Annotated in this window: 20 protein-coding genes; 4 read left to right on the top strand and 16 right to left on the bottom strand. The window is 60.7% G+C overall.

What is annotated here, in order from left to right:
* The first annotated feature begins 166 nt into the window (after nt 1–166).
* Nucleotides 167–2032 carry a GGDEF domain-containing phosphodiesterase gene (locus NH395_RS15900; RefSeq protein WP_253026265.1) on the top strand — a complete coding sequence of 622 codons (1866 nt, stop codon included), beginning with the start codon at nt 167–169 and terminating at the stop codon, nt 2030–2032.
* Here the strand turns inward: NH395_RS15900 and NH395_RS15895 are convergent.
* The 9 genes from NH395_RS15895 to NH395_RS15855 all read right to left on the bottom strand — a co-directional run bounded on the left by NH395_RS15895 (nt 2029) and on the right by NH395_RS15855 (nt 10906).
* The gene (locus NH395_RS15895; protein ID WP_253026263.1) at nt 2029–2553 is read right to left on the bottom strand and encodes a DUF2878 family protein; all 525 of its coding nucleotides are present in this window, start codon (nt 2551–2553) and stop codon (nt 2029–2031) included. The genes NH395_RS15900 and NH395_RS15895 overlap by 4 nt on opposite strands.
* Nucleotides 2553–3821 carry a cyclopropane-fatty-acyl-phospholipid synthase family protein gene (locus NH395_RS15890; RefSeq protein WP_253026261.1) on the bottom strand — a complete coding sequence of 423 codons (1269 nt, stop codon included), beginning with the start codon at nt 3819–3821 and terminating at the stop codon, nt 2553–2555. The genes NH395_RS15895 and NH395_RS15890 overlap by 1 nt, the downstream gene beginning before the upstream one ends.
* Nucleotides 3818–4582: a DUF1365 domain-containing protein gene (locus NH395_RS15885; protein ID WP_253026259.1), complete on the bottom strand. Its 765-nt coding sequence runs from the start codon at nt 4580–4582 to the stop codon at nt 3818–3820. The genes NH395_RS15890 and NH395_RS15885 overlap by 4 nt, the downstream gene beginning before the upstream one ends.
* Nucleotides 4579–5928 (bottom strand): FAD-dependent oxidoreductase, encoded by a 1350-nt coding sequence (locus NH395_RS15880; RefSeq protein WP_253026257.1) that lies wholly within the window; start codon nt 5926–5928, stop codon nt 4579–4581. The genes NH395_RS15885 and NH395_RS15880 overlap by 4 nt, the downstream gene beginning before the upstream one ends.
* Nucleotides 5925–6710, bottom strand: a complete 786-nt coding sequence (locus tag NH395_RS15875) for an SDR family NAD(P)-dependent oxidoreductase (protein WP_253026255.1) — start codon at nt 6708–6710, stop codon at nt 5925–5927. The genes NH395_RS15880 and NH395_RS15875 overlap by 4 nt, the downstream gene beginning before the upstream one ends.
* Before the next feature lie 60 nt (nt 6711–6770).
* Nucleotides 6771–7202, bottom strand: a complete 432-nt coding sequence (locus NH395_RS15870; protein WP_253026253.1) for a nuclear transport factor 2 family protein — start codon at nt 7200–7202, stop codon at nt 6771–6773.
* 39 nt (nt 7203–7241) lie between these two features.
* Nucleotides 7242–8654: a deoxyribodipyrimidine photo-lyase gene (gene phrB / locus NH395_RS15865; protein ID WP_253026251.1), complete on the bottom strand. Its 1413-nt coding sequence runs from the start codon at nt 8652–8654 to the stop codon at nt 7242–7244.
* A gap of 66 nt (nt 8655–8720) precedes the next feature.
* Entirely contained in the window at nt 8721–9641 is a 921-nt protein-coding gene (locus NH395_RS15860) for a MerR family transcriptional regulator (protein ID WP_253026249.1), read from the bottom strand.
* Between the two features lie 200 nt (nt 9642–9841).
* Complete coding sequence (locus NH395_RS15855) at nt 9842–10906, bottom strand: FAD-dependent oxidoreductase (protein ID WP_253026247.1); 1065 nt, start codon at nt 10904–10906, stop codon at nt 9842–9844.
* Nucleotides 10907–11061: 155 nt separating this feature from the next.
* On the opposite strand from NH395_RS15855, the gene NH395_RS15850 reads away from it, so the two are divergent.
* On the top strand, nt 11062–11982 hold the full coding sequence (locus NH395_RS15850; protein ID WP_253026245.1) for a TIGR01777 family oxidoreductase: 921 nt from the start codon (nt 11062–11064) through the stop codon (nt 11980–11982).
* Here NH395_RS15850 and rapA read toward each other — a convergent pair.
* Together rapA and NH395_RS15840 are read right to left on the bottom strand one after the other, a co-directional pair.
* Nucleotides 11979–14924 carry an RNA polymerase-associated protein RapA gene (gene rapA, locus NH395_RS15845; protein WP_253026243.1) on the bottom strand — a complete coding sequence of 982 codons (2946 nt, stop codon included), beginning with the start codon at nt 14922–14924 and terminating at the stop codon, nt 11979–11981. The genes NH395_RS15850 and rapA overlap by 4 nt on opposite strands.
* Nucleotides 14925–15039: 115 nt before the next feature.
* Nucleotides 15040–15843, bottom strand: a complete 804-nt coding sequence (locus NH395_RS15840) for a redoxin family protein (protein WP_253026241.1) — start codon at nt 15841–15843, stop codon at nt 15040–15042.
* Between the two features lie 65 nt (nt 15844–15908).
* Here NH395_RS15840 and NH395_RS15835 point away from each other — a divergent pair, with 65 nt between their 5' ends.
* Complete coding sequence (locus NH395_RS15835) at nt 15909–16145, top strand: hypothetical protein (RefSeq protein ID WP_253026239.1); 237 nt, start codon at nt 15909–15911, stop codon at nt 16143–16145.
* Nucleotides 16146–16250: 105 nt separating this feature from the next.
* A complete protein-coding gene (locus NH395_RS15830; protein WP_253026237.1) occupies nt 16251–17468 on the top strand; it encodes an ABC transporter substrate-binding protein in 1218 nt (405 codons plus the stop codon).
* A 56-nt stretch (nt 17469–17524) separates the two neighbouring features.
* Here the strand turns inward: NH395_RS15830 and NH395_RS15825 are convergent, their stop codons facing one another.
* The 5 genes from NH395_RS15825 to typA all read right to left on the bottom strand — a co-directional run bounded on the left by NH395_RS15825 (nt 17525) and on the right by typA (nt 23448).
* Nucleotides 17525–18835 (bottom strand): branched-chain amino acid ABC transporter permease, encoded by a 1311-nt coding sequence (locus NH395_RS15825; protein ID WP_253026236.1) that lies wholly within the window; start codon nt 18833–18835, stop codon nt 17525–17527.
* Complete coding sequence (locus NH395_RS15820) at nt 18835–19836, bottom strand: branched-chain amino acid ABC transporter permease (RefSeq protein ID WP_253026234.1); 1002 nt, start codon at nt 19834–19836, stop codon at nt 18835–18837. The genes NH395_RS15825 and NH395_RS15820 overlap by 1 nt, the downstream gene beginning before the upstream one ends.
* A gap of 16 nt (nt 19837–19852) precedes the next feature.
* The gene (locus NH395_RS15815; RefSeq protein ID WP_066318628.1) at nt 19853–20557 is read right to left on the bottom strand and encodes an ABC transporter ATP-binding protein; all 705 of its coding nucleotides are present in this window, start codon (nt 20555–20557) and stop codon (nt 19853–19855) included.
* Nucleotides 20558–20628: 71 nt separating this feature from the next.
* Nucleotides 20629–21399 carry an ABC transporter ATP-binding protein gene (locus NH395_RS15810; RefSeq protein WP_066318626.1) on the bottom strand — a complete coding sequence of 257 codons (771 nt, stop codon included), beginning with the start codon at nt 21397–21399 and terminating at the stop codon, nt 20629–20631.
* Nucleotides 21400–21621: 222 nt separating this feature from the next.
* A complete protein-coding gene (gene typA / locus NH395_RS15805) occupies nt 21622–23448 on the bottom strand; it encodes a translational GTPase TypA (protein WP_253026232.1) in 1827 nt (608 codons plus the stop codon).
* Nucleotides 23449–23664 lie beyond the last annotated feature (216 nt).

Raw genomic sequence — 23664 nt, 5'->3', positions numbered from 1 at the left:
GTATAATGAGGCAAATAGTGTAGAGTCGAATGATTGGTTTTGCACATTAAACGGCTTATTGACGTAAGATTGACGTTCCGTTGCCTGTCAGGCGTCGTCATGACGCTGATCTAATTATTTTTCGGAGCAACTCTTAGCCCGTTTTTATAGGATGTCGTGAACAAGCATGTGGCTTCCCGTTTCCCTTAGTCGCCCCCTGGTCTGGGCTGCGTTGGTGGCACTGCCCGCCTGCATCTGGATTCCCGATGCGGCGCTGCGCATGGTCGCGGCATCGGTGGTGGCGCTTGGGCTCTGGGATGCGTGGCGTCAGGTGCGTCAACAGCGTCTCAGGTTGCGCCTCTCGCAGGATGCGATCGGGCTTGCCAATGATGCGATGGTCATCAGTGACATAGAGAACCGTGTTATTGCCGTGAACCCTGCGTTTACTGAAATTACCGGCTACGAAAGTCATGAAATACTGGGGCTAAAGCTCGAAACACTAGCAGCCCCGAGGCACGATAAAACATTCTACCAGCATTTCTGGAGCACACTTAAAAACACCGGGCGCTGGGAAGGCGAGATGTGGAACCGCCGCAAGCACGGCGATGAATACCCCGAGTGGCTCAAGGTGCGTGCCATCACCGATAAACGCGGCAATATAACCCATTTCATTAGCCTTTTTGCCGATATTTCCGCCCAGAAAGCCCGTGAGCGCGATCTGCGGCGAATTGGCTATGAAGACCCGCTGACCGGTCTGCCCAACCGGCGGCGTCTGCACGACCTGATGGAATCACGCCTGCGCAGTCTGCGCGCGGGAGAGAGTCTGGATATTGCGCTGATCGATATTGACGGTTTGAAATCGGTGAACGACAGCATGGGCGTTGAGCAGGGTGACCGTTTGCTGGCGCGTTTTGCTCAGCGGTTGACGAGCTATATGGCGGGCAGCGTCGTCGGACGTCTAGGCGGCGATGAATTCATGGTCATGCGCACCACGACCTATGATGATCACGATAAGTGGGTGGCGAACCTGCGTGATCACATGAGCAACCCGTTTGAGATCCAGGAGCAATCGTTGCGTCTGGGTTTGACCATCGGCAGCTGTCGAGTCCCGGAAGACGGTCGTGACTCCGGGGTGTTGTTTCAACGGCTGGAGTCGGCGTTATACAATGCCAAACGGCTGGGGCGTAACCACAGTCTGCGTTTTCGCCCCGCTCTGGACAAGCAGGACAATCCGCAATTGTCGCTGGTCAGCGACCTGCGTGCCGCCCTCGTCTCGGGGGATCAACTGGAGCTGTATTTTCAGACCCAGCACCACCCCGGTACGGGCGAGCTGCTTGGCATGGAGGCGCTGCTGCGCTGGCAGCACCCGCGCGATGGGATGATATCGCCGGGTGAATTCATCCCCTTGGCCGAGCGCCACGGCCTGATGGCGGAGCTGGGTAGCTGGGTGATTGAAAAGGCCTGCGCGCAGCAGGCGCACTGGGCCAATAATGACATGCCGACGCTGACCATGTGGGTCAACATCTCGGCGCTGCAACTCTTTCATGGTGATCTTGAAAGCCAACTGGCCACCTGCCTGAAGCGCTACCGGATAACGTCTGCTCACATCGGCCTGGAACTCACCGAATCGGTCTTGCTGGACGAGCGCGCAGGCGACATGGGGCCGCGCCTGAGAGCGCTACGCGACCAAGGCTATGCCATTGCGATCGATGACTTCGGTACTGGCTATTCATCGCTTGGTTACCTTAAGCGCCTGCCGGTGGACAAGATAAAGCTCGACCGAGCGTTCATTCGAGAATTGCCCGGTGACCAGGCCGATGCGGCGATTGTGAAGGCGGTGCTGTCGATGGCCAAGGGACTGGGGCTTGATGTGATCGCCGAAGGCGTCGAAACCAAAGAGCAGTGCGATTTTCTGGTTGATGCGGGATGTCATATGGTGCAAGGGTTTTATTTCGCCCGTCCTCAGCCTGCACACGAACTGGAGCAACGTTTGCTTCCTAAAGCCCAGCCTGCCAAGGCTCGCACCGGCGAAGTGGCAAGCTCAGGGCGCTAGTGGGTGTCGGCATAGCGAAATTGCCAACGTCGGTAATAGCGGCAAACGCCAAGGCAGAGGAGTGCCCATATCAGTGCCTGGGCGGGCAGCAGCCAAGGCGCCAGGATGACCTCGGTGAGGGCGGCGCCGGCAAAATACGACAAGGGACCGCCCAGCGCGCCCAGCGCCGCTGCCAGCCAGGGCCATTGCCATAGCCAGGCAAGCGAGTGATGCACCAGAGTGGCGAACAGTGGCCAGAGCATCCACAGCCATAACGGCAGTAAGCCTGCGATGAGCTGTTGATCGGCAAATATCAGCCCCCCGGCCAGCTGTAGACCGCCGTCGACCGCGAGCCCTAATAAGGCAAAGGCCGCCACCAGTCGCCACTCCCCGGGTTTACCGACATACCGCAGATGCAGTGCAATCCAGGCACTGCCCGCAATCGCGGCAACCCAGGAACCTCCCAGCACGCACAGCGTCCAGATCACTTCAAAGCCCAGAGCGTTAACGAGCACTGCCACCAAGCGCCGCCGGGCGAGCATTACAGCGCTCCGGTCAAGGGGGCCGGTTTGGCAGCGGGCTTGGCCAGCAGTAAGTGACATGTGCCAATCGAACGCTCCAGGAAACCGCCCTCGCAGTAGCACAGGTAATAACGCCACATGCGAATAAAGCGTTCGTCATAACCCAGTGCTTGCACATCTTCCAGGTGGGCCTCGAAGCGGTGGCGCCATTCGCGCAGGGTGCGCGCGTAATGCTGGCCAATTTCATCGAGCGCTACCATGTTGAGCGATGTCTTGCGCATCAGGCTGCTGGCAATGGCGTGGTGGGAAGGTAAAAAGCCGCCGGGGAAGATATACCGCTTGATAAAGTCCATATCCCGCTTGGCGCCATCAAAGCGCTGGTCGCGGATGGTAATCGCCTGGAGCATGGCTTGACCGTCATCGGTCAACAGGCTATCGACCTTGCGCAGGTAGGTATCCAGGTACTGGTGGCCGACGGCTTCAATCATTTCGACGGAAATCAGCCGGTCATAGCGGCCGGTCAGTTCACGGTAGTCCTGTTTCAGCAGCGTGATGCGCGCCTCCAGGCCTTCTTCCTTAATGCGCTTAGCGGTATAGGCGTATTGTTCTTCGGAAATGGTGGTCGTCGTCACCTGGCAGCCGCGGGTCTTGGCCGCATGGATGGCAAGCCCACCCCAGCCCGTTCCGATTTCCAGCAAATGGTGCTCGGGTAGCACATTGAGCTTGTCGAGCATGACATCAAGCTTGTAGGTCGAGGCTTCTTCCAGACTGGCATCCGGGTAGGGGAAGACGGCGCTGGAGTACATCCAGTGGTGCTTGTCGAGAAAGGTGCCAAACAGGTCGTTGCCGATATCGTAGTGCGCGGCGATATTGCGTCTGGAGCCGGTCAGGCTGTTGCGCTGAAAACGATGCACCAGGCCCATCAGCCAGCGTGTCATGCGCGCGCTGCCGTTCTCGAGATGGCCGTTGACCTGGTCCAGGTTAATGGCAAACAGGCGCACCAGGGCGACCAGGTCATCGGCGTCCCAGTCATTGTCCATGTAAGCCTCGGCGGCGCCCACGGTGCCGCCGAAAGCCAGCCGCTTCCAGGCGCGTGCGTGGCGGACGACGACGGTGACGTGAAGCTCCCCGCCGCGACCCAGATGGTGGCATTGATTGCCTTCAATCAGGGTAATGTGGCCACCGGTAAAGGTGTCCAGCTGCGCAATCAGCCGCTTTTTCAGCCAGCGGGTGACACGCCCCTGGGGGGCGGGTTGAATATCAGGCGGCGTGGAACGCAGGGTCGTCATTTCGAGGTCTCCTTGCGCTTGGGGTGGTTGTAGACAGGGTTGCGCTTCAACCACAGCCGAAGCGCCTCAAAATGAATGCCGGTGATGGTTTTCAGGCTGATCCATGGCTGGCGCGCCAGAGTGGTCAGCAACACCCTGGCGGTGGCGGGGGCCGCCTCCAGGGTCAGGGTGGCGTCGAAGTGACGCTGCCCGGCCTGCCAGTTTTCCATGTGCAGTAACAGCTGCTCGCCCGGTGTGTTAAATCGCCATCGGTAAATCATGTCCATGGGGTTGAACGGTGAGACGTGCATGGCTTTATCGAAGGTCGCGTGGTGGCTGTGGCGGTGGCCATCGACACGGCAGGCGTAACAGGTGCGCTCACGCCAGGGCATGTTGGTCACTTCGCCAAGCACCGCTGCCAGCTGGCCTGCCCGGTCGTAGGCGTAATACATTGAAATAGGGTTGAACATGGCGCCCAGCGTGCGCAGCTGCGTCAATACGCAGATTCGACCCTCGGGGGCGCTGCCCAACTGGCGTGTCAGCTCTTCGCGGACGGCGGTGGCCAGCGGGCGATCTGTCGGGCCGAGATAGTCGTCGCGGCGAAAACGCGCCAGTGCCGCACCTCTGGCGCTGAACCCCGGCACACCGTCAAACAGCATCGGCAGCTCGTCCAGGTCCAGCCAGGCCATCCACAGCTGGTAATCAAAGCGGTGCGTGTGAGGCGTGAAACGTCGGTGACGCAGGGTGCCGCGATACACCCGTGAATGTGGCGTCGTCATCATCCCGCGTCACCCCCCTGATAGGCATCGAACAGCTCCTTGGTAGGCAGCGCCGTGGGAGCAGAGAGCGGGGTGTAGGCTTCGTCACAACCCAGCGAGCGGGCAACGCGCAGTGCGCTCCAGACGCCATCTTCATGGAAGCCGTTGCGCCAGTAGGCACCACAGAAGTGGGTGCGTCGGGCAGGCGATGAGATCTCGTCGTGACGCTGCTGGGCAGCATGCCCCGCCAGGGTGAATTGTGGGTGGGCGTAGGTGTAGCGTCCCAGCACCCTGGCGGGGTCGATACTGTCTGAATCATTGAGGGTGACGCAAAACGTGGTGTCCGCATCCAGCCGCTGAAGAATGTTCATGTTGTAGGTCACCGAGACCCGTTCGTCGGCACCACGGCCGTCAAGGCGGTAATTCCAGCTAGCCCAGGCACGTTGTCGGCGTGGCAGCAGCGAAGTGTCGGTATGCAGTACCACCTCGTTATCCTGGTAGGGCATGGCGCCAAGAATCTCGCTTTCAGCCGCGGTCGGGTCATCCAGCATGGCCAGGGCCTGGTCGGCATGGCATGCCAGTACGACCTGATCAAAGCGCTGGGTGCCTTGAGCGGTGGTGATCATCACCCCGGTATCCGTGCGGGTAATGCCGGTAACCGGGGTGTTCAGGTGAATACGGTCCGCATAGGGCGCGGTCAACCGTGGAATGTAGCGGCGTGAACCGCCCACCAAGGTGTACCACTGGGGACGGTGGTTGACCGATAGAAGCCCGTGGTTGCGGAAAAAACGGACAAAAAAGGTCAGCGGAAAGGATCGCAAGTCGCCAATGCTCGCCGACCAGATGGCCGCGCCCATGGGCAGCAGGTAGTGCCGCTGGAAGGCCTGGCCGTAGCCGTGGCGATCCAGATAGTCGCCAAGCGTCATGTCCTGGGCAAGCCGGCCGTTCTCCAGGTCCGCAGTGGCCTGCTTGTTGAAGCGCATGATATCGGCCAGCAGGCGGTAGAAAGCCGGGTTGAGCAGGTTGCGGCGCTGGGCGAACAGCGAGGTCAAGGTGTGGCCGTTGTATTCAAAGTCAACGCTGGTCTCGTGTACCGAAAAACTCATTTCTGTGGCCTGGCTGGGAACATCCAGGGCATCCAGCAGGCGCTGAAAATGCGGATAGGTCCAGTCGTTGAAGACGATGAAGCCGGTGTCGATGGCGTAAGGGCGACCACCTACCTCGACGTCCATGGTCGCGGTGTGCCCGCCCAGGCGCGCGTCGGCTTCGAACAGCGTGACCTCGTGCTGGGCGGAAAGATACCAGCCAGCTGCCATACCGCTGATGCCGCTGCCGATCACGGCGATACGCTGTGAACCCAAGGTGCTCATCGGGAAGCCTCTTGATGGCGCGTCATGCGCAGGCCGATTCGGCGGCGCAAAGCGGGGGGTAAAATGCCCAGCAGCTTGACCAGATAGGTAAAGCGGCGCGGAAAATGAATATCCAGATGGCCCTTGACCAGACCCTCGATAATGGCGTCAGCGGCGGTTTCGGCGCTGACTTGCATGGGCATGGGGAAGTCATTGCGCTCGGTCAGCGGCGTCTTGACGAAGCCTGGGTGAATCAGGCTGATGTCGATGCCTTCCTGGTCAAGGTCAAGGCGCAGCGATTCCAGGAAATAGCTGACGGCCGCCTTGGAGGCGCCATAGGCTTCAGCCCGGGGTAACGGCAGGTAGGCAGAAGCGCTCGAAGTGGCCGCAAGCCGGGCGGGCTTGCCTTCCCGGCGGGCGGCACGCAGTAAGGGAAGGGCCGCCTCGACGCCATACAGGGTGCCAAACAGGTTGGGGGTGAAGACACGTTCGATCAGGTCCATGTCAAACTGCTGGGCATTGAGGTATTCACAGGTGCCTGCGTTGAGCAGAACCAGGTCAAGGGCGCCCAACTGCTCGCCGATCTGCTGGCCCGCGGCCAACACCGCATGGCGGTCGCTGACGTCGAGCGGCAGCGGGTGGGCGTTGGGGTGGTCCTGGCACAGCGCTTCCAGCGCCTCGTGGTTGCGGGCGCTGAGTACGACCTGATGACCCTGGGCAATTAGCTTTCTGGCCAAGGCGTCGCCAATCCCCGAGGTCGCACCCGTCAGCCAGATACGCTGGGGGGTTGTCCATGTGCTCATCGAACCTCTCCTGTTACACCCTGCGGCCACCTTGGTCAGATGCCCCAGGCAACGTAATGATTAATCAAGACGATGCTTTAACCAGCGGATGACCCGCCCCATTACCGGGAGGTGCTCATAGAGCATCGCCCCGGCGTCAAAGTAGTCCCTGTGTCGCGCTACACGGCCGTCGTCAGCAAATGTCAACGCACTGCACCCCTCTACCTTGATCGTACGTCCCCCTGCCAGCTTTGGATGCACGAATGTCATGGTCCAGGTGACAAATGCCTGGCTGCCCTGGCGCTGGCGCGTGTGATAAACGAATTGGCAGCGCTCGACGTTTTCATACATCGCGGCAAAATAGCGCGACAGCGCGGGGCGACCTTCAACGTTATGCAGCGGGTCGCTGAAAATTATATCGTCAGTATATACTTCGTACAGCTTTTCTGTACAGGTATTGTCAAGTTTATTGAAAAAGGCGCAAAAATCTTCCAGTGCCTTGTCCTGTGACATGAAGACTCCTGAAGTCGTTAGGCGGTTAGCGGGCCGGTATCAGTCTGACAGCGCCTTGAAGGCATCGAGTGCCCGTTGACGTGCTGCCTTGTGATCGACAATGGGGGCGGGGTAGTCCAGCTGGGTCAGCAGGTCGCGCGGTGGTGCATGGCGGGCTTTGGTCGGCAAGGCGGCAAGCTCGGGCAGCCAGTGGGCGATAAAGTCGCCGTTGGGGTCAAAGCGCGTGGATTGCGTGGTGGGATTGAAGATTCGGAAATACGGGGCGGCGTCGGTACCCGTTGAGGCCGCCCACTGCCAGCCACCGTTGTTGGCACCAAACTCGCCGTCCACCAGGTGGCGCAGAAAAAACGCCTCCCCCCGGCGCCAGTCGATCAGCAGGTGCTTGCTCAGGAACATCGCGGTGACCATGCGCAGCCGATTGTGCATCCAGCCGGTGGTGACCAGCTGGCGCATGGCGGCGTCCACCAGCGGGTAGCCGGTACGGCCTTCGCACCAGGCGTTGAAGGCGTCGGGGTCGTCGCGCCAGGCAAGTTTACGGGTATGGGCCTGAAACGGCTGGTGGCGGCATACCTGAGGAAAGCCGACGGCCACGTGCTGGTAAAATTCCCGCCAGATAAGCTCACTGACCCAGGCGGTCAGGCCTTTATCGCCATCGGCCAAATGTCCGCCATTCTCGCTCATGACGGCCTGCATGCACTGTCGATAGGAGATCATTCCCAGCGCCAGATAGGGCGAAAGCTCGCTGGTGCCGCGCACCTTTGGGAAGTCCCGCTGATCGCTGTAGTGGCGGCCACGGAAGCGTAAGAAGCGTTCCAGGCGGTCGCTGGCGGCGTGCTCTCCTGCAGGCCACTGGTCAGCATCGACCGGGGTGGCATCAAGATCCGGGAGTGTCGGCAAAGGGTCGCTATCGATACCCAGTGGCGATTGAGCATCCGGGGTGTCGCGCAGTGCCAACTGGTCGGCGGTGATCTGCTTGTGCCAGGCCTTGGCAAAGGGGGTGAAGACGCCGTAATAGTCGCCTTTGCCGGTCAGTAGCGTCCCGGGGGCAAAGGCCACCGCATCATGATGCCCGTGTGCCGCAATGTCCGCCTGCTTGAAGGACTCGATGACTGCCTGGTCGCGACGCTGTTCATTGAGGGGATACTCGAGGTTGAAGTGCAAATGCTCGATCTGGTGCTCGCGGGCAATCTCCAGCAAGGTGGCGGGCGCCTCATCGAACGACGCGATATCCCGATGCAGAAGCGGAATGTTCAGCCCCTCGAGGGCTTCTTTGAGGGCCGTCACGCCACGTGTCCAGAAGTCGATCTTGTTGATGCCATGGCCGTGCGCCTGCCACTGGTCCACCGAGCGCAGAAAGACGGCAACCACCGGTCCTTTTGCAGCGGCGGCGGCAAGCGCGGTGTTATCGTGGATGCGCAGGTCACTACGCAGCCAAACTAACTGTCGAGACATGGAAACTCCTGCAGGGCGGTGGTCAAGCGGGTAGCCACCGCCGCTTCGGCGGTGTCACTCAGTTTGTCAAAGGACGCCTGATTCGCGCAGTAATGGGCGCAAGCGGGCGATGGCTTGAGGCAGGTCATCGCCAAGCATATGCACGGAGGTGTCGCGCAGATCGGCGTCGCGCAGCCGGGCGACCTCACCACAAACGCAGATGGGCACATTTAACGTGGCAGCGGCATCCGGCAGTGCCTGGCGAATATAACGGTCGTCTTCCCGTTGGCCGCTGGACAGCAGCACCATCGAAGAATGCAGGCGTGCGACTGCCTGTGGGAGGTCTTCTAGCGGCAGGGAGTGATCCAGCAGCTGCACACGGTAACCCTGTTCGCTGGCCATCAGCGCTGACATCAGGACCCAAAGGGGGCCGGGGTCGTCGGGCATCGCATTAAGCAGGATCAACGGACCGCGGGTGGCCTGATTGGCGTAATGCAGGCGGATTCCCACCTGGCTGCGCAAGAAGGCTTCGAAGGTGCGGCGGACCAGGGCATCAGGTTGCACCGCCCACTTGGCTTCCAGCGTCAGCACCACCGGCTGCCACAGTTCGTTGATCGCGGTGCTCAACGGATAGAGCGCCAGGCTCTGGTGATAGAAGGCTTCCAGCCTGGGCAGATCGAGCGCTTCGATGACCGCCTGCAACTGCTGGCGCTGGCTTACCCAGTCGCCGGCGTCGGGTACCGGCGCCTCAACGGTGTCGGGCTGGTCGAGCAGGTCCGCGACCTGGCTGACCGGGACGCCGCGATTGAGCCACTGGAGGATGCGTTCGATGCGCGTAATGTCATCCTGGGCATACAACCGGTGGCCTTTGGGCGTGCGCTTGGGGCAGATTAAACCGTAACGTCGCTCCCAGGCACGCAGGGTAACCGAATTAACACCCGTCAGACGGGAAACTTCCCGAATGGGATAAAGTGGGGTATCGGGTGGGTGGGTCGCCTTATTATTCATGGGCGCCATTGCCTCTTAGTTGTCTGCGGAGCCAAGCCGCATGGGCCTATCGTGGTTTGCTGCGGCGGGCGATGTGGTTTGCTATCCATAGCAATTACCTAATATCTAATTAACCGATCAACAATCTTGAATAACTAACGCTCCTTTGTACAACTTGTAGGCTCAAGGTACAACCTTTGGATTCACTTGTTAGGCTGTGATTAGCCAGTCCTGTTATGTACCGACCGATCTATTAACGCCCGGGCCATCTGCGTTCCAGAGACCCATGCCGACTCCACGCGGCTGGCCGTGAAACTGTCACCACATATGGCAAGGCCGCTGTCGCTGTATAGGAATAACCGGTCATCGGCCGTGCTTGGCTGGGCGTAACGCCAGCGGTGCGCGCCGCTGCTGACCCGCAACGGTAACGGCGTGCCTGCTGAAAACGACGCAGTGAAGGCCGCCCACAGTAACTCGGAAACCGCTTGGGGGTCGTCTTCCAGGTGGGCCTCGCTCCAGTCCAGATGCGCCATCAGGCTGAGGCTTTCAGGCTGATGCTCGCGACCCGGCTTGGTCTGGTTACGCGACACCAGGCGCAGCGCAGGGTGGTCAATACGGGCCATCTGCCAGTCACTCTGACCGCCTGGCGGAGTGGGTAGGGGGCCATCCAGCACCGCCCAGGCCGCCCAGCAGCTGCGCTGGTCACGCGCCCGGCATGCCTCAGCCAGTGTCGCCTCCCAGGGCGCTACCAGGGGCAACGCCTGCGGCGGCGGTGTGGTCAACACGACATGGTCGAATGGGCCGACACCACGCCCCTGTGCATCTTGAAGCTGCCAGCCGTTGGGTGAGCGTTGCAATGCCTCGATGCGTGTCGCCAGGTGCAGCGCCGTTTGGGGATGCGTCTGAAACCTATCTGCCAGGTGGCGGGTAACCGCGCTCATGCGGGGCACGCCGGTGTAGCGGGTGTGGGGGTCATGATGCAGTTGCCAGCCGCTTGAACTAGCCTGATAGCTGACGGTCGGCCAAGGCGCAACGAGCCCTGACGAAAGCCAGCCGGCAACGGCGTCCCTGAAGGCTGGATCGCGCACGGTAAATGCCTGGGCGCCCAGGTCAAGCTGCGCCTGGTCAAGGCGCTTGGTCGACATGCGACCGCCCGGGCCGCGCGCTTTATCAAATACCGTCACCGCCACGCCGTGTTCCGCCAAGCGGTTGGCGCAGGCCAGGCCCGCCATGCCGGCACCGACAACGGCGACGTTCGAGAGAGGAGCAGAGGTGACGGTTGTCATGGTGACCTGATGGGTAATTGGCCCGGTGTAATGTCAATAATGGGCATATATTAATGTACGATCTCATTCTATGTGTAATAGTTTTGTATAGATAAGTCGAAATGTAAACCTTCAAGAGCGTAGCTCGCTCGTCGACATCAAAAGGGAGAAACACCATGCGTGTACTAGTGACCGGCGGCAGTGGTTTTGTCGGCCAGCGACTCTGCCCGGCCTTGATAGCGCAGGGGCATGAGGTGCAGGTGGTTTCCCGTACGCCTCATAAAGTACGCGATCGTCTTCCCCGGGAATGTGACATCCGTGACAGCGCCCAGGCGTTCATCGACAGTCCGCCGGATGCATTGGTCAACCTGGCGGGCGAGTCAATTGCGGCCAAGCGCTGGAGCGATACCCAGAAAGCGAGGCTGATTCGCTCGCGGGTCGAGATGACCGAACAGCTCGTCTCGCTGTGCGAGCAACTGGGCGAGAACGGCCAGCCGCTGCCCCAGGTGCTGGTCAGTGGTTCCGCGATGGGCTATTACGGTGATCAAGGCGATAAGCGCGTCACCGAAGACACCACGCCCCACGATGAGTTTGCCCACCGACTATGCGCCGAATGGGAAGCCGCGGCCAAGCCCATTGAGGACATGGGCGTGCGCCTGGCGATTTTACGCATCGGGCTGGTATTGGGGGCGGGCGGCGGCACCCTGCAAAAGATGCTGCCGCCCTTCAAGCTGGGGCTGGGGGGCCGTTTTGGCGACGGCAGACAATTCATGCCCTGGATCCATCGCGACGACCTGGTCGAGGCGATCATCTTCCTGCTCCATGACGCCTCGCTGTCAGGTGCCTTCAACGGCAGTGCGCCGCATCCTGTGACCAATGCCGAGTTCACCCGGACACTGGCCAGGCAACTGCACCGCCCGGCGGTATTGCCGGTGCCCGCCTGTGTCTTGAAAGCGGGCTTGGGTGAGATGTCCCAGCTGTTGCTGACCGGTGCCGATATGCGCCCCGAGCGCCTTGAGGCAGCGGGGTTCAGCTTTCAATATCCCACGCTGGAGGAGGCGCTCTCCGCTATCCTGTCGCCTGAACGCAGCGCTTAGGCATTGGGGGCAACGGTGATGATCACCCGCACGGCGTCCAGCCGCAGGCGGGTGTTCTCAATCGCGTCACTGAGGGCCTGGCGTTCCTTTTTCAGGGCGTCGAGCTCTTCGCTGCGTACCGACGGGTTGTGTTCCGCCAGCGCCGCCAGACGGGCAAGTTCCGCGTCCAGCTGAGTGCGCATGCGTGCCTCGGCAGCTTCCACGATGCTGGGGAGTTCGCGTTCGGCTTCCCCTTCTCCCTGTCTGAGCAACCCGCGAAGCGCGTCGTGATGGCGCTTGATCAGGTCGCGTGCCAGGGATTTATTGACCTTCTGCAGGTTTTTGCCCAGCCCCGTGAAGGAAATCTTGTCGGTCAGGTTGGCCCCTGACTCGTCGAGCAGCACGCGCACGGCTGTCGGCGGCAGAAACCGGTTCAGGTGCAGCGATGTGGGCGCTGGGCAATGGGTGCGGAATACCAGCTCGGTCATCAGGCGGCCGCTGGGGATGGCCGGGTGACCCAGCAAGGCCAGCGCGGTATTGCCCATGGTGCCGTCAATGATGCGGCCCATCATTTCGCGTAGCAGCGGGTGCTCCCAGGAAAGCCGCTGGATGTCATCGCGGGCGAGTGCCTGATGGCGGTCAAAGGTGGCGGAAAACCCTTCTTCGCCTTTTACCAGCCCCGGCAGGCCGTCCAGCATGTGCTGCCCCGGCTGGAGGTGAAGCAGGCCATTGCCGATCTCCTGGCTATCCACGCCAAACACGTCCAGTGCGCGCTCGACGTAGCGCGGCAGGGCGCTGTCGTCGTCCAGCTCGCGCACCGCCTCGACCACCTGCCGGGCGCGCACCGGACGGCAGGCATTGAGCTCCAGCAGGCGGTTACGGCCGGCATCCCGCTCGGCCAGTTTGGCGACAAACAGCTCGCGGGTCTCGGTGATGATCTCATCGAGCATCTCGTCGTCGAGCAGTGCGTCGGCCAGGGCATCGCCAAAGGCGTCAAACAGGTCACTGCCAATACCATGGGGCGCGCTGAAGGCATCCATGCCCTCGTGATACCAGCGCATCAGGCGTTCGCCGGGGCTGCCGGTAAACGTCGGTACGTGCATCTCGATCGCGTGGCGCTGACCGATCCTGTCCAGGCGGCCAATGCGCTGTTCCAACTGGTCGGGATGCTGGGGCATGTCAAACATCACCAGGTGACGGCAGAACTGGAAGTTGCGCCCTTCGGAGCCAATTTCGGAGCACACCAGCACCTGGCAGCCGTCTTCTTCATCGGCAAACGCCGCGGCGGCACGGTCGCGTTCGACCAGTGACAGGCCCTCGTGAAACACCGGCGCATGATAGCCGCCCAGCACGCGGAGACCTTCGGCCAGGCCTTCGGCGGTTTCGCGGTGGTGGGCAATCACCAGCACCTTGTCGTTGGCGAAACCGGCGTCGCTGTCATCGCTGAGTTTTTCCAGCAGCCAGTTCACCCTCGGGTCAATATGCCACCAGGGTTCGCCGTGAAGCGGGTCGTTACTCAACTCGCGGTAGGCGGCATCCGGGTAGATCAGCACGTCCGGATGATCCATGCCGGTCTCGATGAGCAGCTCGTCGAGGTAGTCGTCGTCGCGCTCCAGCCGACGCTGCATGCGGCGATAGGCCGACGGCAGTGCCAGGGCGTCGAGGTGCAGGCGGCGCTCGGGGAAGCCGCCCACATGGCGGCGACTGTTGCGGAACATCACCCGCCCGGTGCCATGGCGGTCGAGCAGGGCGTCGCGGAGCTGGTCACGGGCAGCGTCTTGCTGGTCGGTACTGGCCTCGGGATTGCACAGGGTGGCAAGCAGGGCCTGGCTGTCGCGGTCGTCGGCCACGGCCTCGACATGGACGCGTGCGTCAGGCGTGGCGGGGAGAGCCTCGAGCGCCTCAATGGCGCTGGCCACTTCACCGTAGTGACGTTCTTCGTCTTTGAAGCGCGCCAGGTCGTGGTAGCGTTCCGGATCAAGCAGCCGCAAACGGGCAAAGTGGCTTTCTATGCCCATCTGCTCGGGCGTGGCGGTGAGCAGCAACAGGCTGGGGATATCGCTTGCCAGCTGCTCGACGCACTGATAGCCGGGGCCGCTACCCTCGCTGCTCCAGTCGAGATGGTGGGCTTCGTCAACAATCAGCAGGTCAAAGTGGCTGGCCAGCGCCTGTTCCTGGCGGTGGGTATTGGCAAACAGCCAGCCCTGGCTTGCCAGTACCAGCTGAGCGCTTTCAAACGGGTTGGCGCTGCCGTGAGCCTGACTCTGGGTCTCATCCAACAGGGTAACGTTGAGCGAGAAGCGGCGCAGCAACTCGACCAGCCACTGATGGGTCAGGCTATCCGGCACCAGAATCAGGGCCCGTTCGGCGCGCCCGGTGAGCAGCAGGCGATGCAGTATCAAACCGGCCTCGATGGTTTTGCCGAGCCCGACTTCGTCCGCCAGCAGGACGCGCGGCGCATGACGCCGGGCGACTTCATCGGCGATATACAGCTGGTGCGGCACCAGGTCGATGCGTGGCCCGGCAAAGCCCAGCGCGCTGTGCTGTTCGATACGCTGGTGATGATGCAGGGTACGAAAACGCAGGTCGAACCAGTCGTTGCGGTCGACCTGGCCGGTAAGCAGTCGGTCGCGGGCCTGGTCGAACTGCATGGTGTCGGCGAGCTTGGCTTCCGGCAGTTCGCGCCGTTGGCCCTGGCTGTCCTCGCCGCTGTAAGTGATCAGGCCGTTGGACGTTTGGCTGTCATCGACAATCATCTGCCAGCCATCAGCCGACTGGATACGGTCGCCGCTGCCAAACATGACGCGGGTCAGCGGGGCCTGGCGGGTATTGTAAGTGCGGGTTTCCTGGCTGGCACTGAACAAGATGGTAACGCTTCGGGTGTCGCAGTTAAGCACGGTGCCGAGCCCAAGCTCGGCTTCACCGTCACTAATCCAGCGTTGGCCGGGTGAAAAATCGCTCATGATGCCTCAAGGAAGTCTGCAAAACGGGGGCGTACGCGGCCGGTCATGATGACCGGCCACAAACAGGGCGGGGGATTCTAACGCAAAGGGGCAGGAGGATTAAGGTATATCGTCGTCAATCTTCGAGCCAACGGTCCAGATGGGCCTGGGTAAGCTCGCCCACATGAATATCCAGGGTGTTGCCTTCGCCGTCGAACAGCACCGTTGTGGGCAACCCCGGCGCTTCGACGAGCGACATCAGCATTTGGCCGGGGTCGCGCAGGGCGTAGCGGAAGCGCAGCGACTGTTCATCCAGGTAGCGCACAATGGGCAGCAGGTCTTCGCCCTGGTTGGCGACCACCACAGCCACGCCTTCGCGCTGGTCGGCGTCTTCAAGCAGCGGCATCTCGCGCAGGCAAGGCGGGCACCAGGTGGCCCACAGATTGACGATGACTTTATCGTGATCGTCCGCCAGGGAGGGAAGATGTACCGGGTCGCCATCAATATCATCCAGGGTAATGTCGGGCAGGCTTTTCAAGCTCATGTCGCTGCCCAGTGGGGCGAGTGTGACCAGCACCAGCCACAGGCTCGAGGCCCCGATCAGCAACGCCATGGCGCCGCCCATGGCAATGAGCCGTGAGCGCAGCGACCAGATCGTCCACAACAGGCCTGCTGCCATGCCCCAAAGCCCTTGGTAGCCCGGCTTCCAGAACTTCAGCGTCTCCAGCGGGGCGGTACTGTAGCTTTCGATATGCAGGGCGATATGACCGAAGCGAGCCGCGATAAGCCAAATGACCACCAGCCCCAGAAACCAGCGCTGATGACGGCGATGGGGGAGTCCCAGTAAATATCGCGTGCTGACCAGCAACGCCAGTGCACAGGCAATGGCGTAAAGGCGGGGCAGCGAAATCAGTAGCGGGCCAAGGGTAATGGCGTTCATGATTTTCCCGTTTAGCAGTTACACTGGCGCACCATACCATGCGAGTTGCAAATTACGGAGACGTTATGCCACCACCCGCTTTCGATAGGCTGCGCGCGCTAGCGATCGGCTCCCAGGCGATTGGCCTGACACTGATTATCACCTTGGAGACGGTAATGGGCAACGCGGCCCGTCCCTGGCAGGGCGTCGTGCTGGCGGCCATGCTGGCGACGGCGCTGACGATCGCACTATTACGCCTTTACCGCCGCAACCTGGCCCGCAAGCGCTGGGCTGAGCGCGTCGAGGATGATCGCGACGGCTAGCGTTGGAAAACGTTGCTTGTATTTTTAGCGTTCCAGTTCCAGATTAATAGCAGACCCCAGCGCGAGACGATGGGGCGCTAAATCCTACAGGGAGCGATCAATAAGATGATGAATAAACGCATAATTGCCACGGCGGTGGCCGTTTCTTCACTGGCATTGGCAGGTGCGGCCCAGGCTCAGGTCAAGGTGGGCTTTTTGGGGGGCTTTACAGGCGGTATCGAGAGCCTGACGCCACCGATTTTTGATGGTGCGCAGTTGGCGGTCAAGCAGATTAACGAGCAGGGCGGCATTCTGGACGGTCAGACGCTGGAAATGCCGTCGGGCGATACCACCTGTTCTGACGCATCGGCCGCCTCGAACTCGGCGGACCGTATGGTCAATTCCGAAGACGTCACGGCCATTGTCGGTGCGCTGTGTACCGGTGCCACCATCGCAGCGGCCAATAATGCGGCGATCCCCGGCGGCGTGCTGATGGTATCACCCGCCTCCACCGCGCCTGCGGTCTCCGAGCTCGACGATAATGATCTGGTGTTCCGCACCGTGCCTTCCGACGCCTTCCAGGGTGAAATGCTGGCCAAGCTGCTGATCGACAAAGGTATCGAAGAAGTCGCCGTGACCTTCGTTAATAACGACTATGGGCAGGGGCTATCCGACGCCTTTACCAGCACCTTTGAAGCGGAAGGCGGCAGCGTGGTGGAAAGCCTCGCCCATGAGGACAACCGTGCCGACTACCGCTCTGAACTGGGCATATTGTCGTCGACCGGTGTACAAACGCTCGTCGTGCTGGCCTACGCCGACACATCAGGCCAGACCGTGCTGCGCCAGGCCGCGGAAAGCGGTGTATTCACCCAGTACGTGGGTGCTGACGGCATGGTGGGCAACAGCCTTGTCGAAGCCGTGGGTGCTGATGTCCTGGAAGGCATGATCGCAACCCGCCCCGGCAGCCCGGATTTGCCCGGCACGGATATCTTTATTGAAGCCGCCGAAGCTGACGGCATAGACCCTGAAGCGGTATTTGCCGCCCAGGCTTACGATGCAGCGTTTCTGGTGGCATTGGCCATCGAGCAGAACGGCAACGCCGAGCGTGAAGGCTTGTCTGACGCATTGCGCTCTGTGGCGACGGCCCCTGGCGAAACCATTCTGCCCGGCGAGTGGGAGAAAGCTGTCGAGCTGATTGCCCAGGGTGAAGAGATTAACTACGAAGGGGCTTCAGGCAGCCATGAGTTCAACGACAGCGGCGACGTGCCCGGTATCGTTGTGGAAATGACCGTTGAAGACGGTGAGTTCAAACGGGTAGGTGAGCTGGAAGAAGACGCGCTTTAAGCCAGCTACCGTTGGACCAACACCGCCCCAGCCCAGCGCTGGGGCGGTTTTTTTGTTCAGTCGTGGTACTTGACGCGCTCTGGCAGTAGTCCTTTAGGCGCGAAGCGTAATACCAGCGTCACCAGCACGCCAATCACCAATACCCTTGCCTGAAGGGCGCGGCTGTCGATGTTGGCAGGGGCCTGCCAGTCGAAGGCAAAGGCACCGAAGGCCACGGCGAGATCCATCAGGTAAAGCGCCAGTGGTTCCGACATGATCCAGATGATATACACCGCGACGGCGCCGAAAATGGTGCCCAGGTTGTTGCCCGGTCCACCCAGGATCACCATGACCAGAACCAGAAAGGTATGGTTGAGGGGCAGGTAGCCGTTGGGGTCGAACAGGCTGTTGAAGCTGGCCAGCATCCCGCCGCCAATGCCCATCAGAATGCAGCCGAGGACGAAAATCTCCAGGCGCCGCTTGTTGATATCCTTGCCCATGGCCGCCGCCGATACCTCATTGTCGCGAATGGCGCGGATCATGCGCCCCCAGGGGGCATGGTAAGCCTGATGGAGCAGGAAGAAGATCCCGGCAATGATCACCGCCGTCAGCGACAGGTATATCGCCCGGGAAAGGGTAAATCCCAGTTCCGCCGGTCCGGGGGTTGGCCAGGGAAGCGGCGAGACCGTCGCGGTGCCGCGGGTCAACCAGTCTGAATTTTTAAGGAATGCCTTGATGATTTCGGCGATCCCCAGAGTGGCGATGGCCAGATAGTCGCTGCGCAGACCCAGGCAGACATGGCCGATGAAGTAGCCCACGACGCCCGCCAGCGCACCGCCGAAGATCCAGCCGAGCCAGGGCGGCAAGCCAAGCCCGCCAACGAAGTCTGCCTGGGACTCAATATCGGCGGTCACGTCGCGCAACAAGCTGATGACCACCATGTACAGCACAATGGCCAGCAGCACCGTGAACACGGTGCGAACCCGTTTGGGCACACCCAGCCGGGTGAGTTTGGTGGCAGCCACGACCAGCAGGGTGGCCCCAATGGCATACAGCAACACCTTGCCAAGCTCGGCAGGCAGTTCGCTGTTCCAGAAAGCGTCGTTGACCGGCACGCTGAACAGCATGGCACTGACGCCGCCCAGGGCGACAAAGCCCATGACGCCGGCATTGAACTGGCCCGCATAGCCCCATTGAATGGTCAGCCCCAGCGCCAGCACGGCATAACAGGCGGCTTCGACCAGCATCCGCGTACTATAGGCGGCCCCCATTGCCGCATAGACGCCGACAATGGTGATCAGTAGGGCGCCGAACAGGCAAAGTTCGCGCAGTGGCAGTCGCGACGCCCTGGGCGTCGCATCCTGCGGGGTGTAGTTGCTATCAGCCATCAGATCACCTTGCCTTTAAAGATGCCGGTGGGTCGCCAAACGAGGATGGCGACCAGAATGAAAAACGGCACGACGATTTTATACTCGGTCCCCACGAAGGCTAAATTGGACGGCAGCTCGAGCCAAGTGGGCAGGCTATCGCGGAAGGGACGCAGCAACACGGCCCAGTTGAACACCGCCAGAGTTTCGGCAAAGCCGACCACGAAGCCCCCCGCCACGGCCCCATAGGGGTGCCCGACGCCCCCCACGATGGCGGCGGCGAAAATCGGCAGCAGCAGGAAAAAGCTCAGGTCGGGTTTGAACGTCACGTCCAGCGACAGCAGCGTACCGGCAATGGCGGCAAGCCCACCGGCAATCACCCAGGTCACGGCGACAATCGTGTTGGTGTTGATGCCCGAGGCCTGGGCCAGTTCGGGGTTGTCGGACATTGCGCGCATGGCTTTGCCCAGCCGCGAACGGCTCAGGAACAGGTGCAAGGCAACGACGGCGACCAGGGTGATCACGAACAGATAAACCTGCGGTTCGGTAATCACGATGGGCACGCGCACGCCGTCGAACGGCAGCATGCGAAAAATCTCCTTGCGGTCGTCGACGTAAAGGCCCTGGCCGCCGGTGCCGGAAAACAGGCGAATCAGGCCTTGCAGGATCAGGGTGACACCCAGTGAGGCAATGACCATGACGATGGGCTTGACCCCGTGCGCGCGCAGCGGCTTGTAAAACACTTTATCAATGCCCACCGCCAGGAAGGCGGTCAGCAGCATGGCGATCGGCAACATGACGATTGCCGTGGGCACGCCGATGCTCATGCCTACGCCGGGAAATGCCGTGGTGAGCAGCAACACCATGAAGGCACCGAAGGTCATTACGTCGGCGTGGGCAAAGTGGGCAAAGCGCATGATGCTGAAAACCAGCGTGACGCCGATCGCCCCGATGGCGTAGATGGCGCCCGTCACGCTACCGGCGATCACCACGTTGTTAACAAAGAAAACCAGTTCATTCACGTTATTGTCCCCTGGGCTATCCGCCCAAAAAGCTTTTCGCCACGTCCGGGTCGGCAAGCAGTGCCGCACCGGTATCGGTAAAGCGGTTTTGACCCGCGGCCAACACAAAGCCCTTGTCGGCAATGGCCAGCGCTTGCTTGGCGTTTTGTTCGACCATCAGAATGCCTACCCCAGCCGCGTTGATATGCTTAACGCGGTCAAAAATCTCGTTCATGTATAGCGGGGAAAGCCCGGCGGTGGGTTCATCCAGCAGCAGCAGGCTGGGTTCGGCCATCAGCGCGCGGCCCATGGCGACCATCTGGCGCTGGCCACCGGACAGCTCCCCTGCGGGCTGATGGCGTTTTTCCTGCAGGGGCGGAAAGAACTCGTAAACCTGGCCCAGCATGCGTTTCACGTTCTGCGGCTTCAGGAAGGCCCCCATCTCCAGGTTTTCCTGGACGGTAAGGCTTGGGAAAACATTCTTTTCCTGGGGAACAAAGCCCATGCCGCGTTCAACCAGCTGGTGGGGGGGTAGATTTTGAATGGGCTTGCCGTGGAGCAAAATGTCACCCTGATTGACGTGCAGAAGCCCGAAAACCGCTTTCAGCAAGGTGGATTTACCGGCCCCGTTCGGGCCGACAATCACCCCGACTTCGTCGGCTTCCAGGGACATGTCCACCCCATTGAGGATATTCATGCCGCCATAGCCGCCATAAACATCGCGCGCTTCGATTAAAGGCATGGTGCAAAAGTCTCTTGTTGATTGCCAACCGATTGCTCGTGGCATTGAGGGAAGCCTGGCGCCTTCATCCTTTACGCTGCCCCGGCACCGAAATAGGCTTCGATGACCTCGGGGTTGTTCTGGATGTCCTGAATATGGCCTTCGACCATGACTTCGCCCTGGGCAAGGACGATGACCGGGTCGCAGAGCCGGGCGATCATGTCCATGTCGTGTTCGATGACCAGGAAGGTATAGCCCATTTCACGATTGAGGCGCTCGATGTTGCCGATCAGGTCGCCAAGCAGGGTGCGGTTGACGCCGGCGGCGATTTCATCGAGCAGTACGACCTTGGCGTTGGTCATCATCGTGCGGCCCAGTTCCAACAGCTTCTTCTGGCCGCCGGACAGGTTGCCAGCCAGCTCATTGCGCACATGGTGCAGGCCGATAAAGTCGATGACCTCAAGTGCGCGACGGCGTACCTCGGCTTCCTCGCGGCGCACCAGGCCGGGTTTGAACCAGGTCGTGAAGAGGTTTTCCCCGGCCTGCGTCGGCGGGACCATCATCAGGTTTTCCAGCGCGCTCATGTGGGTAAACTCATGGGCAATCTGGAAGGTGCGCAGCAGGCCTTTGTGAAACCGCTGATCCGCGCTGAGCGCGGTAATATCTTCGCCTTCCAGCAGGATACGCCCGCTGTCGGGCTGCAACGCGCCGGCCATCAAGTTGAATAACGTCGACTTGCCCGCGCCGTTGGGACCGATCATGCCGGTAATCGAGCCTTTCTCGACGCGGATAGAGCAGTCGTTGATGACCTGCAGGCCACCAAAGGCCTTATTGGCCTGTTGAACCTCGATAAGCGGGGTCATGGGTTTCCTTGACGGCAGTGATGATCAAAACGTTTGTATGAATCCGATCATAAAATAATTCCCTGTGCCTGGGATAGCGCTACTTTGCGCTACACCGCAACGGCTTTCCAGCGGGTAACCGTTAAGGTTGCGTTGGGGGAGCCGCTTGGCAAACGCGCCAGGTCAAGATGGCAGGGGTGGGGCAGGCAAAAAAAAGCCCGCTGCTAGGCGGGCTTCGGGAACTTACTTCTTGCTGGAGCGTTTACGCTCGTTTTCCTTGAGCAGCTTCTTGCGCAGGCGAATATGGTTCGGCGTCACTTCCACCAGCTCGTCGGAGTCAAGGAACTCGATGGCCTGTTCCAGGGTGAAGTTGATCGGCGGCGTCAACACGATGTTTTCATCGTTACCCGTCGAGCGCATGTTATCGAGCTTTTTACCCTTGGTCGGGTTGACCACCATGTCGTTGGCGCGGTTGTTGATGCCGATCAGCATGCCTTCGTAGACTTCGGTGGCGTGATCGACGATCAGCTTGCCACGTTCCTGAAGGGTGTAAAGGGCATAGGCCAGCGCCTTGCCGTCGACCATCGACACCATGACGCCGTTACGCCGTTCGATGGAGGCGTCGGGCTTCAGCGGGCCGTAGTGGTCAAAGCGGCTGGTCAGGATGCCGGTGCCCGAGGTCAGGGTCAAAAACTGCCCGCGGAAGCCGATCAGGCCGCGCGCGGGGATGATGAAGTCCAGGCGAACGCGACCCTTGCCGTCCGGGTTCATGTTGGTCATTTCACCCTTGCGGTAGCCAAGCTCTTCCATGATGGCGCCCTGGTGCTGCTCTTCACAGTCGATGATGACTTCTTCGTAGGGCTCCTGCTGTTCGCCGTCGATTTCACGGATGATGACTTCGGGGCGGCCAACGGCCAGCTCGAAGCCTTCACGACGCATGGATTCGATCAACACCGACAGGTGCAGCTCGCCACGCCCGGAGACCTTGAATTTCTCCGGCGTTTCACCCTGCTCGACGCGCAGCGCCACGTTGTGGATCAGTTCCTGCTCCAGACGATCCTTGATATTCCGGCTGGTGACGAACTTGCCGTCTTTACCGGCAAACGGCGAGTCGTTGACCTGGAAAGTCATCGAGACCGTCGGTTCGTCCACGGTCAACGGCGGCAGCGCTTCGACGTGATTGACGTCGCACAGCGTATCGGAAATCGCCAGGTTCTCGATGCCGGTGATACAGATGATATCGCCCGCGGTGGCTTCGTCAGTCTGTACACGATCGAGGCCCATGTGGGTCATGACCTGGCCGATCTTGCCCTTGCGTGACTGGCCTTCTTTGGTCACCACGGTAATCTGCTGGTTCGGCTTGACGCTGCCGCGGCTAATGCGGCCGAGGCCGATAACGCCGACGTAGCTGTTGTAGTCCAGTGCGGAAATCTGCATCTGGAAAGGCCCGTCACTTTCGACCTTGGGCGGCTCGACGATATCGACAATCGACTGGAACATGGGCGACATGTCGTCGGCCAACTCGTCAGGATCAGGGCCGGCAATGCCGTTGAGCGCCGAGCAGTAAATGATCGGGAAGTCGAGCTGCTCGTCGGAGGCCCCCAGGTTGTCGAACAGGTCGAAAATCTGGTCGATCACCCAGTCGGGCCGTGCGCCGGGGCGGTCAATTTTGTTGACCACAACGATCGGCTTCAGGCCACGGTCAAAGGCCTTCTGGGTCACAAAGCGGGTCTGCGGCATCGGGCCGTCAACGGCGTCAACCAACAGCAGTACCGAGTCCACCATCGACATGACGCGCTCGACTTCACCGCCGAAATCAGCGTGCCCGGGCGTGTCCACGATATTGATGTGGAAGTCAGTGCCGTTGCCATCCTGCCACTTGATCGCCGTGTTTTTGGCCAGGATGGTGATGCCACGCTCCTTTTCCTGGTCATTGGAGTCCATGATCCGCTCTTGCCCTTCGGCTTTACGGTCGAGCGTGCCGGACTGGCTCAAAAGTTTATCGACCAGGGTGGTTTTACCGTGGTCAACGTGGGCGATAATGGCAATGTTGCGAAGATTCTCGATCACGACGCGATCCTGCTAGAAAAATAGGGCGGCATTATAGGGTCTCGGTGCGGTCTACTACCAGCACTGTATTGTGCAAGGCATCAATACATTAAGGAGACTCTGAATAAGTCTCCGAAATCAGCGATAATACGGCCATCGTCAACTGCCTAGGATTCATTACCGCATGGATCAGATCACTTTCTCCGAAGCCGAGTACCAGAACAAGAAGCGAAAGAC

Origin of the sequence: Halomonas sp. Mc5H-6 (assembly GCF_024124705.1) — a bacterium.
Classification (GTDB): Bacteria; Pseudomonadota; Gammaproteobacteria; order Pseudomonadales; family Halomonadaceae; genus Vreelandella; species Vreelandella subterranea.
Note: the sequence above shows the minus strand (reverse complement) of the source record. Positions and strands in the feature narration are given on the sequence as shown.

What these genes read in the sequence shown, in the direction of transcription:
- NH395_RS15900 (WP_253026265.1), top strand. Translation starts at nt 167, where the DNA reads ATGTGGCTTCCCGTTTCCCTTAGTCGCCCCCTGGTCTGGGCTGCGTTG.
- NH395_RS15895 (WP_253026263.1), bottom strand. Translation starts at nt 2,553, where the DNA reads ATGCTCGCCCGGCGGCGCTTGGTGGCAGTGCTCGTTAACGCTCTGGGC.
- NH395_RS15890 (WP_253026261.1), bottom strand. Translation starts at nt 3,821, where the DNA reads ATGACGACCCTGCGTTCCACGCCGCCTGATATTCAACCCGCCCCCCAG.
- NH395_RS15885 (WP_253026259.1), bottom strand. Translation starts at nt 4,582, where the DNA reads ATGATGACGACGCCACATTCACGGGTGTATCGCGGCACCCTGCGTCAC.
- NH395_RS15880 (WP_253026257.1), bottom strand. Translation starts at nt 5,928, where the DNA reads ATGAGCACCTTGGGTTCACAGCGTATCGCCGTGATCGGCAGCGGCATC.
- NH395_RS15875 (WP_253026255.1), bottom strand. Translation starts at nt 6,710, where the DNA reads ATGAGCACATGGACAACCCCCCAGCGTATCTGGCTGACGGGTGCGACC.
- NH395_RS15870 (WP_253026253.1), bottom strand. Translation starts at nt 7,202, where the DNA reads ATGTCACAGGACAAGGCACTGGAAGATTTTTGCGCCTTTTTCAATAAA.
- phrB (WP_253026251.1), bottom strand. Translation starts at nt 8,654, where the DNA reads ATGTCTCGACAGTTAGTTTGGCTGCGTAGTGACCTGCGCATCCACGAT.
- NH395_RS15860 (WP_253026249.1), bottom strand. Translation starts at nt 9,641, where the DNA reads ATGAATAATAAGGCGACCCACCCACCCGATACCCCACTTTATCCCATT.
- NH395_RS15855 (WP_253026247.1), bottom strand. Translation starts at nt 10,906, where the DNA reads ATGACAACCGTCACCTCTGCTCCTCTCTCGAACGTCGCCGTTGTCGGT.
- NH395_RS15850 (WP_253026245.1), top strand. Translation starts at nt 11,062, where the DNA reads ATGCGTGTACTAGTGACCGGCGGCAGTGGTTTTGTCGGCCAGCGACTC.
- rapA (WP_253026243.1), bottom strand. Translation starts at nt 14,924, where the DNA reads ATGAGCGATTTTTCACCCGGCCAACGCTGGATTAGTGACGGTGAAGCC.
- NH395_RS15840 (WP_253026241.1), bottom strand. Translation starts at nt 15,843, where the DNA reads ATGAACGCCATTACCCTTGGCCCGCTACTGATTTCGCTGCCCCGCCTT.
- NH395_RS15835 (WP_253026239.1), top strand. Translation starts at nt 15,909, where the DNA reads ATGCCACCACCCGCTTTCGATAGGCTGCGCGCGCTAGCGATCGGCTCC.
- NH395_RS15830 (WP_253026237.1), top strand. Translation starts at nt 16,251, where the DNA reads ATGATGAATAAACGCATAATTGCCACGGCGGTGGCCGTTTCTTCACTG.
- NH395_RS15825 (WP_253026236.1), bottom strand. Translation starts at nt 18,835, where the DNA reads ATGGCTGATAGCAACTACACCCCGCAGGATGCGACGCCCAGGGCGTCG.
- NH395_RS15815 (WP_066318628.1), bottom strand. Translation starts at nt 20,557, where the DNA reads ATGCCTTTAATCGAAGCGCGCGATGTTTATGGCGGCTATGGCGGCATG.
- NH395_RS15810 (WP_066318626.1), bottom strand. Translation starts at nt 21,399, where the DNA reads ATGACCCCGCTTATCGAGGTTCAACAGGCCAATAAGGCCTTTGGTGGC.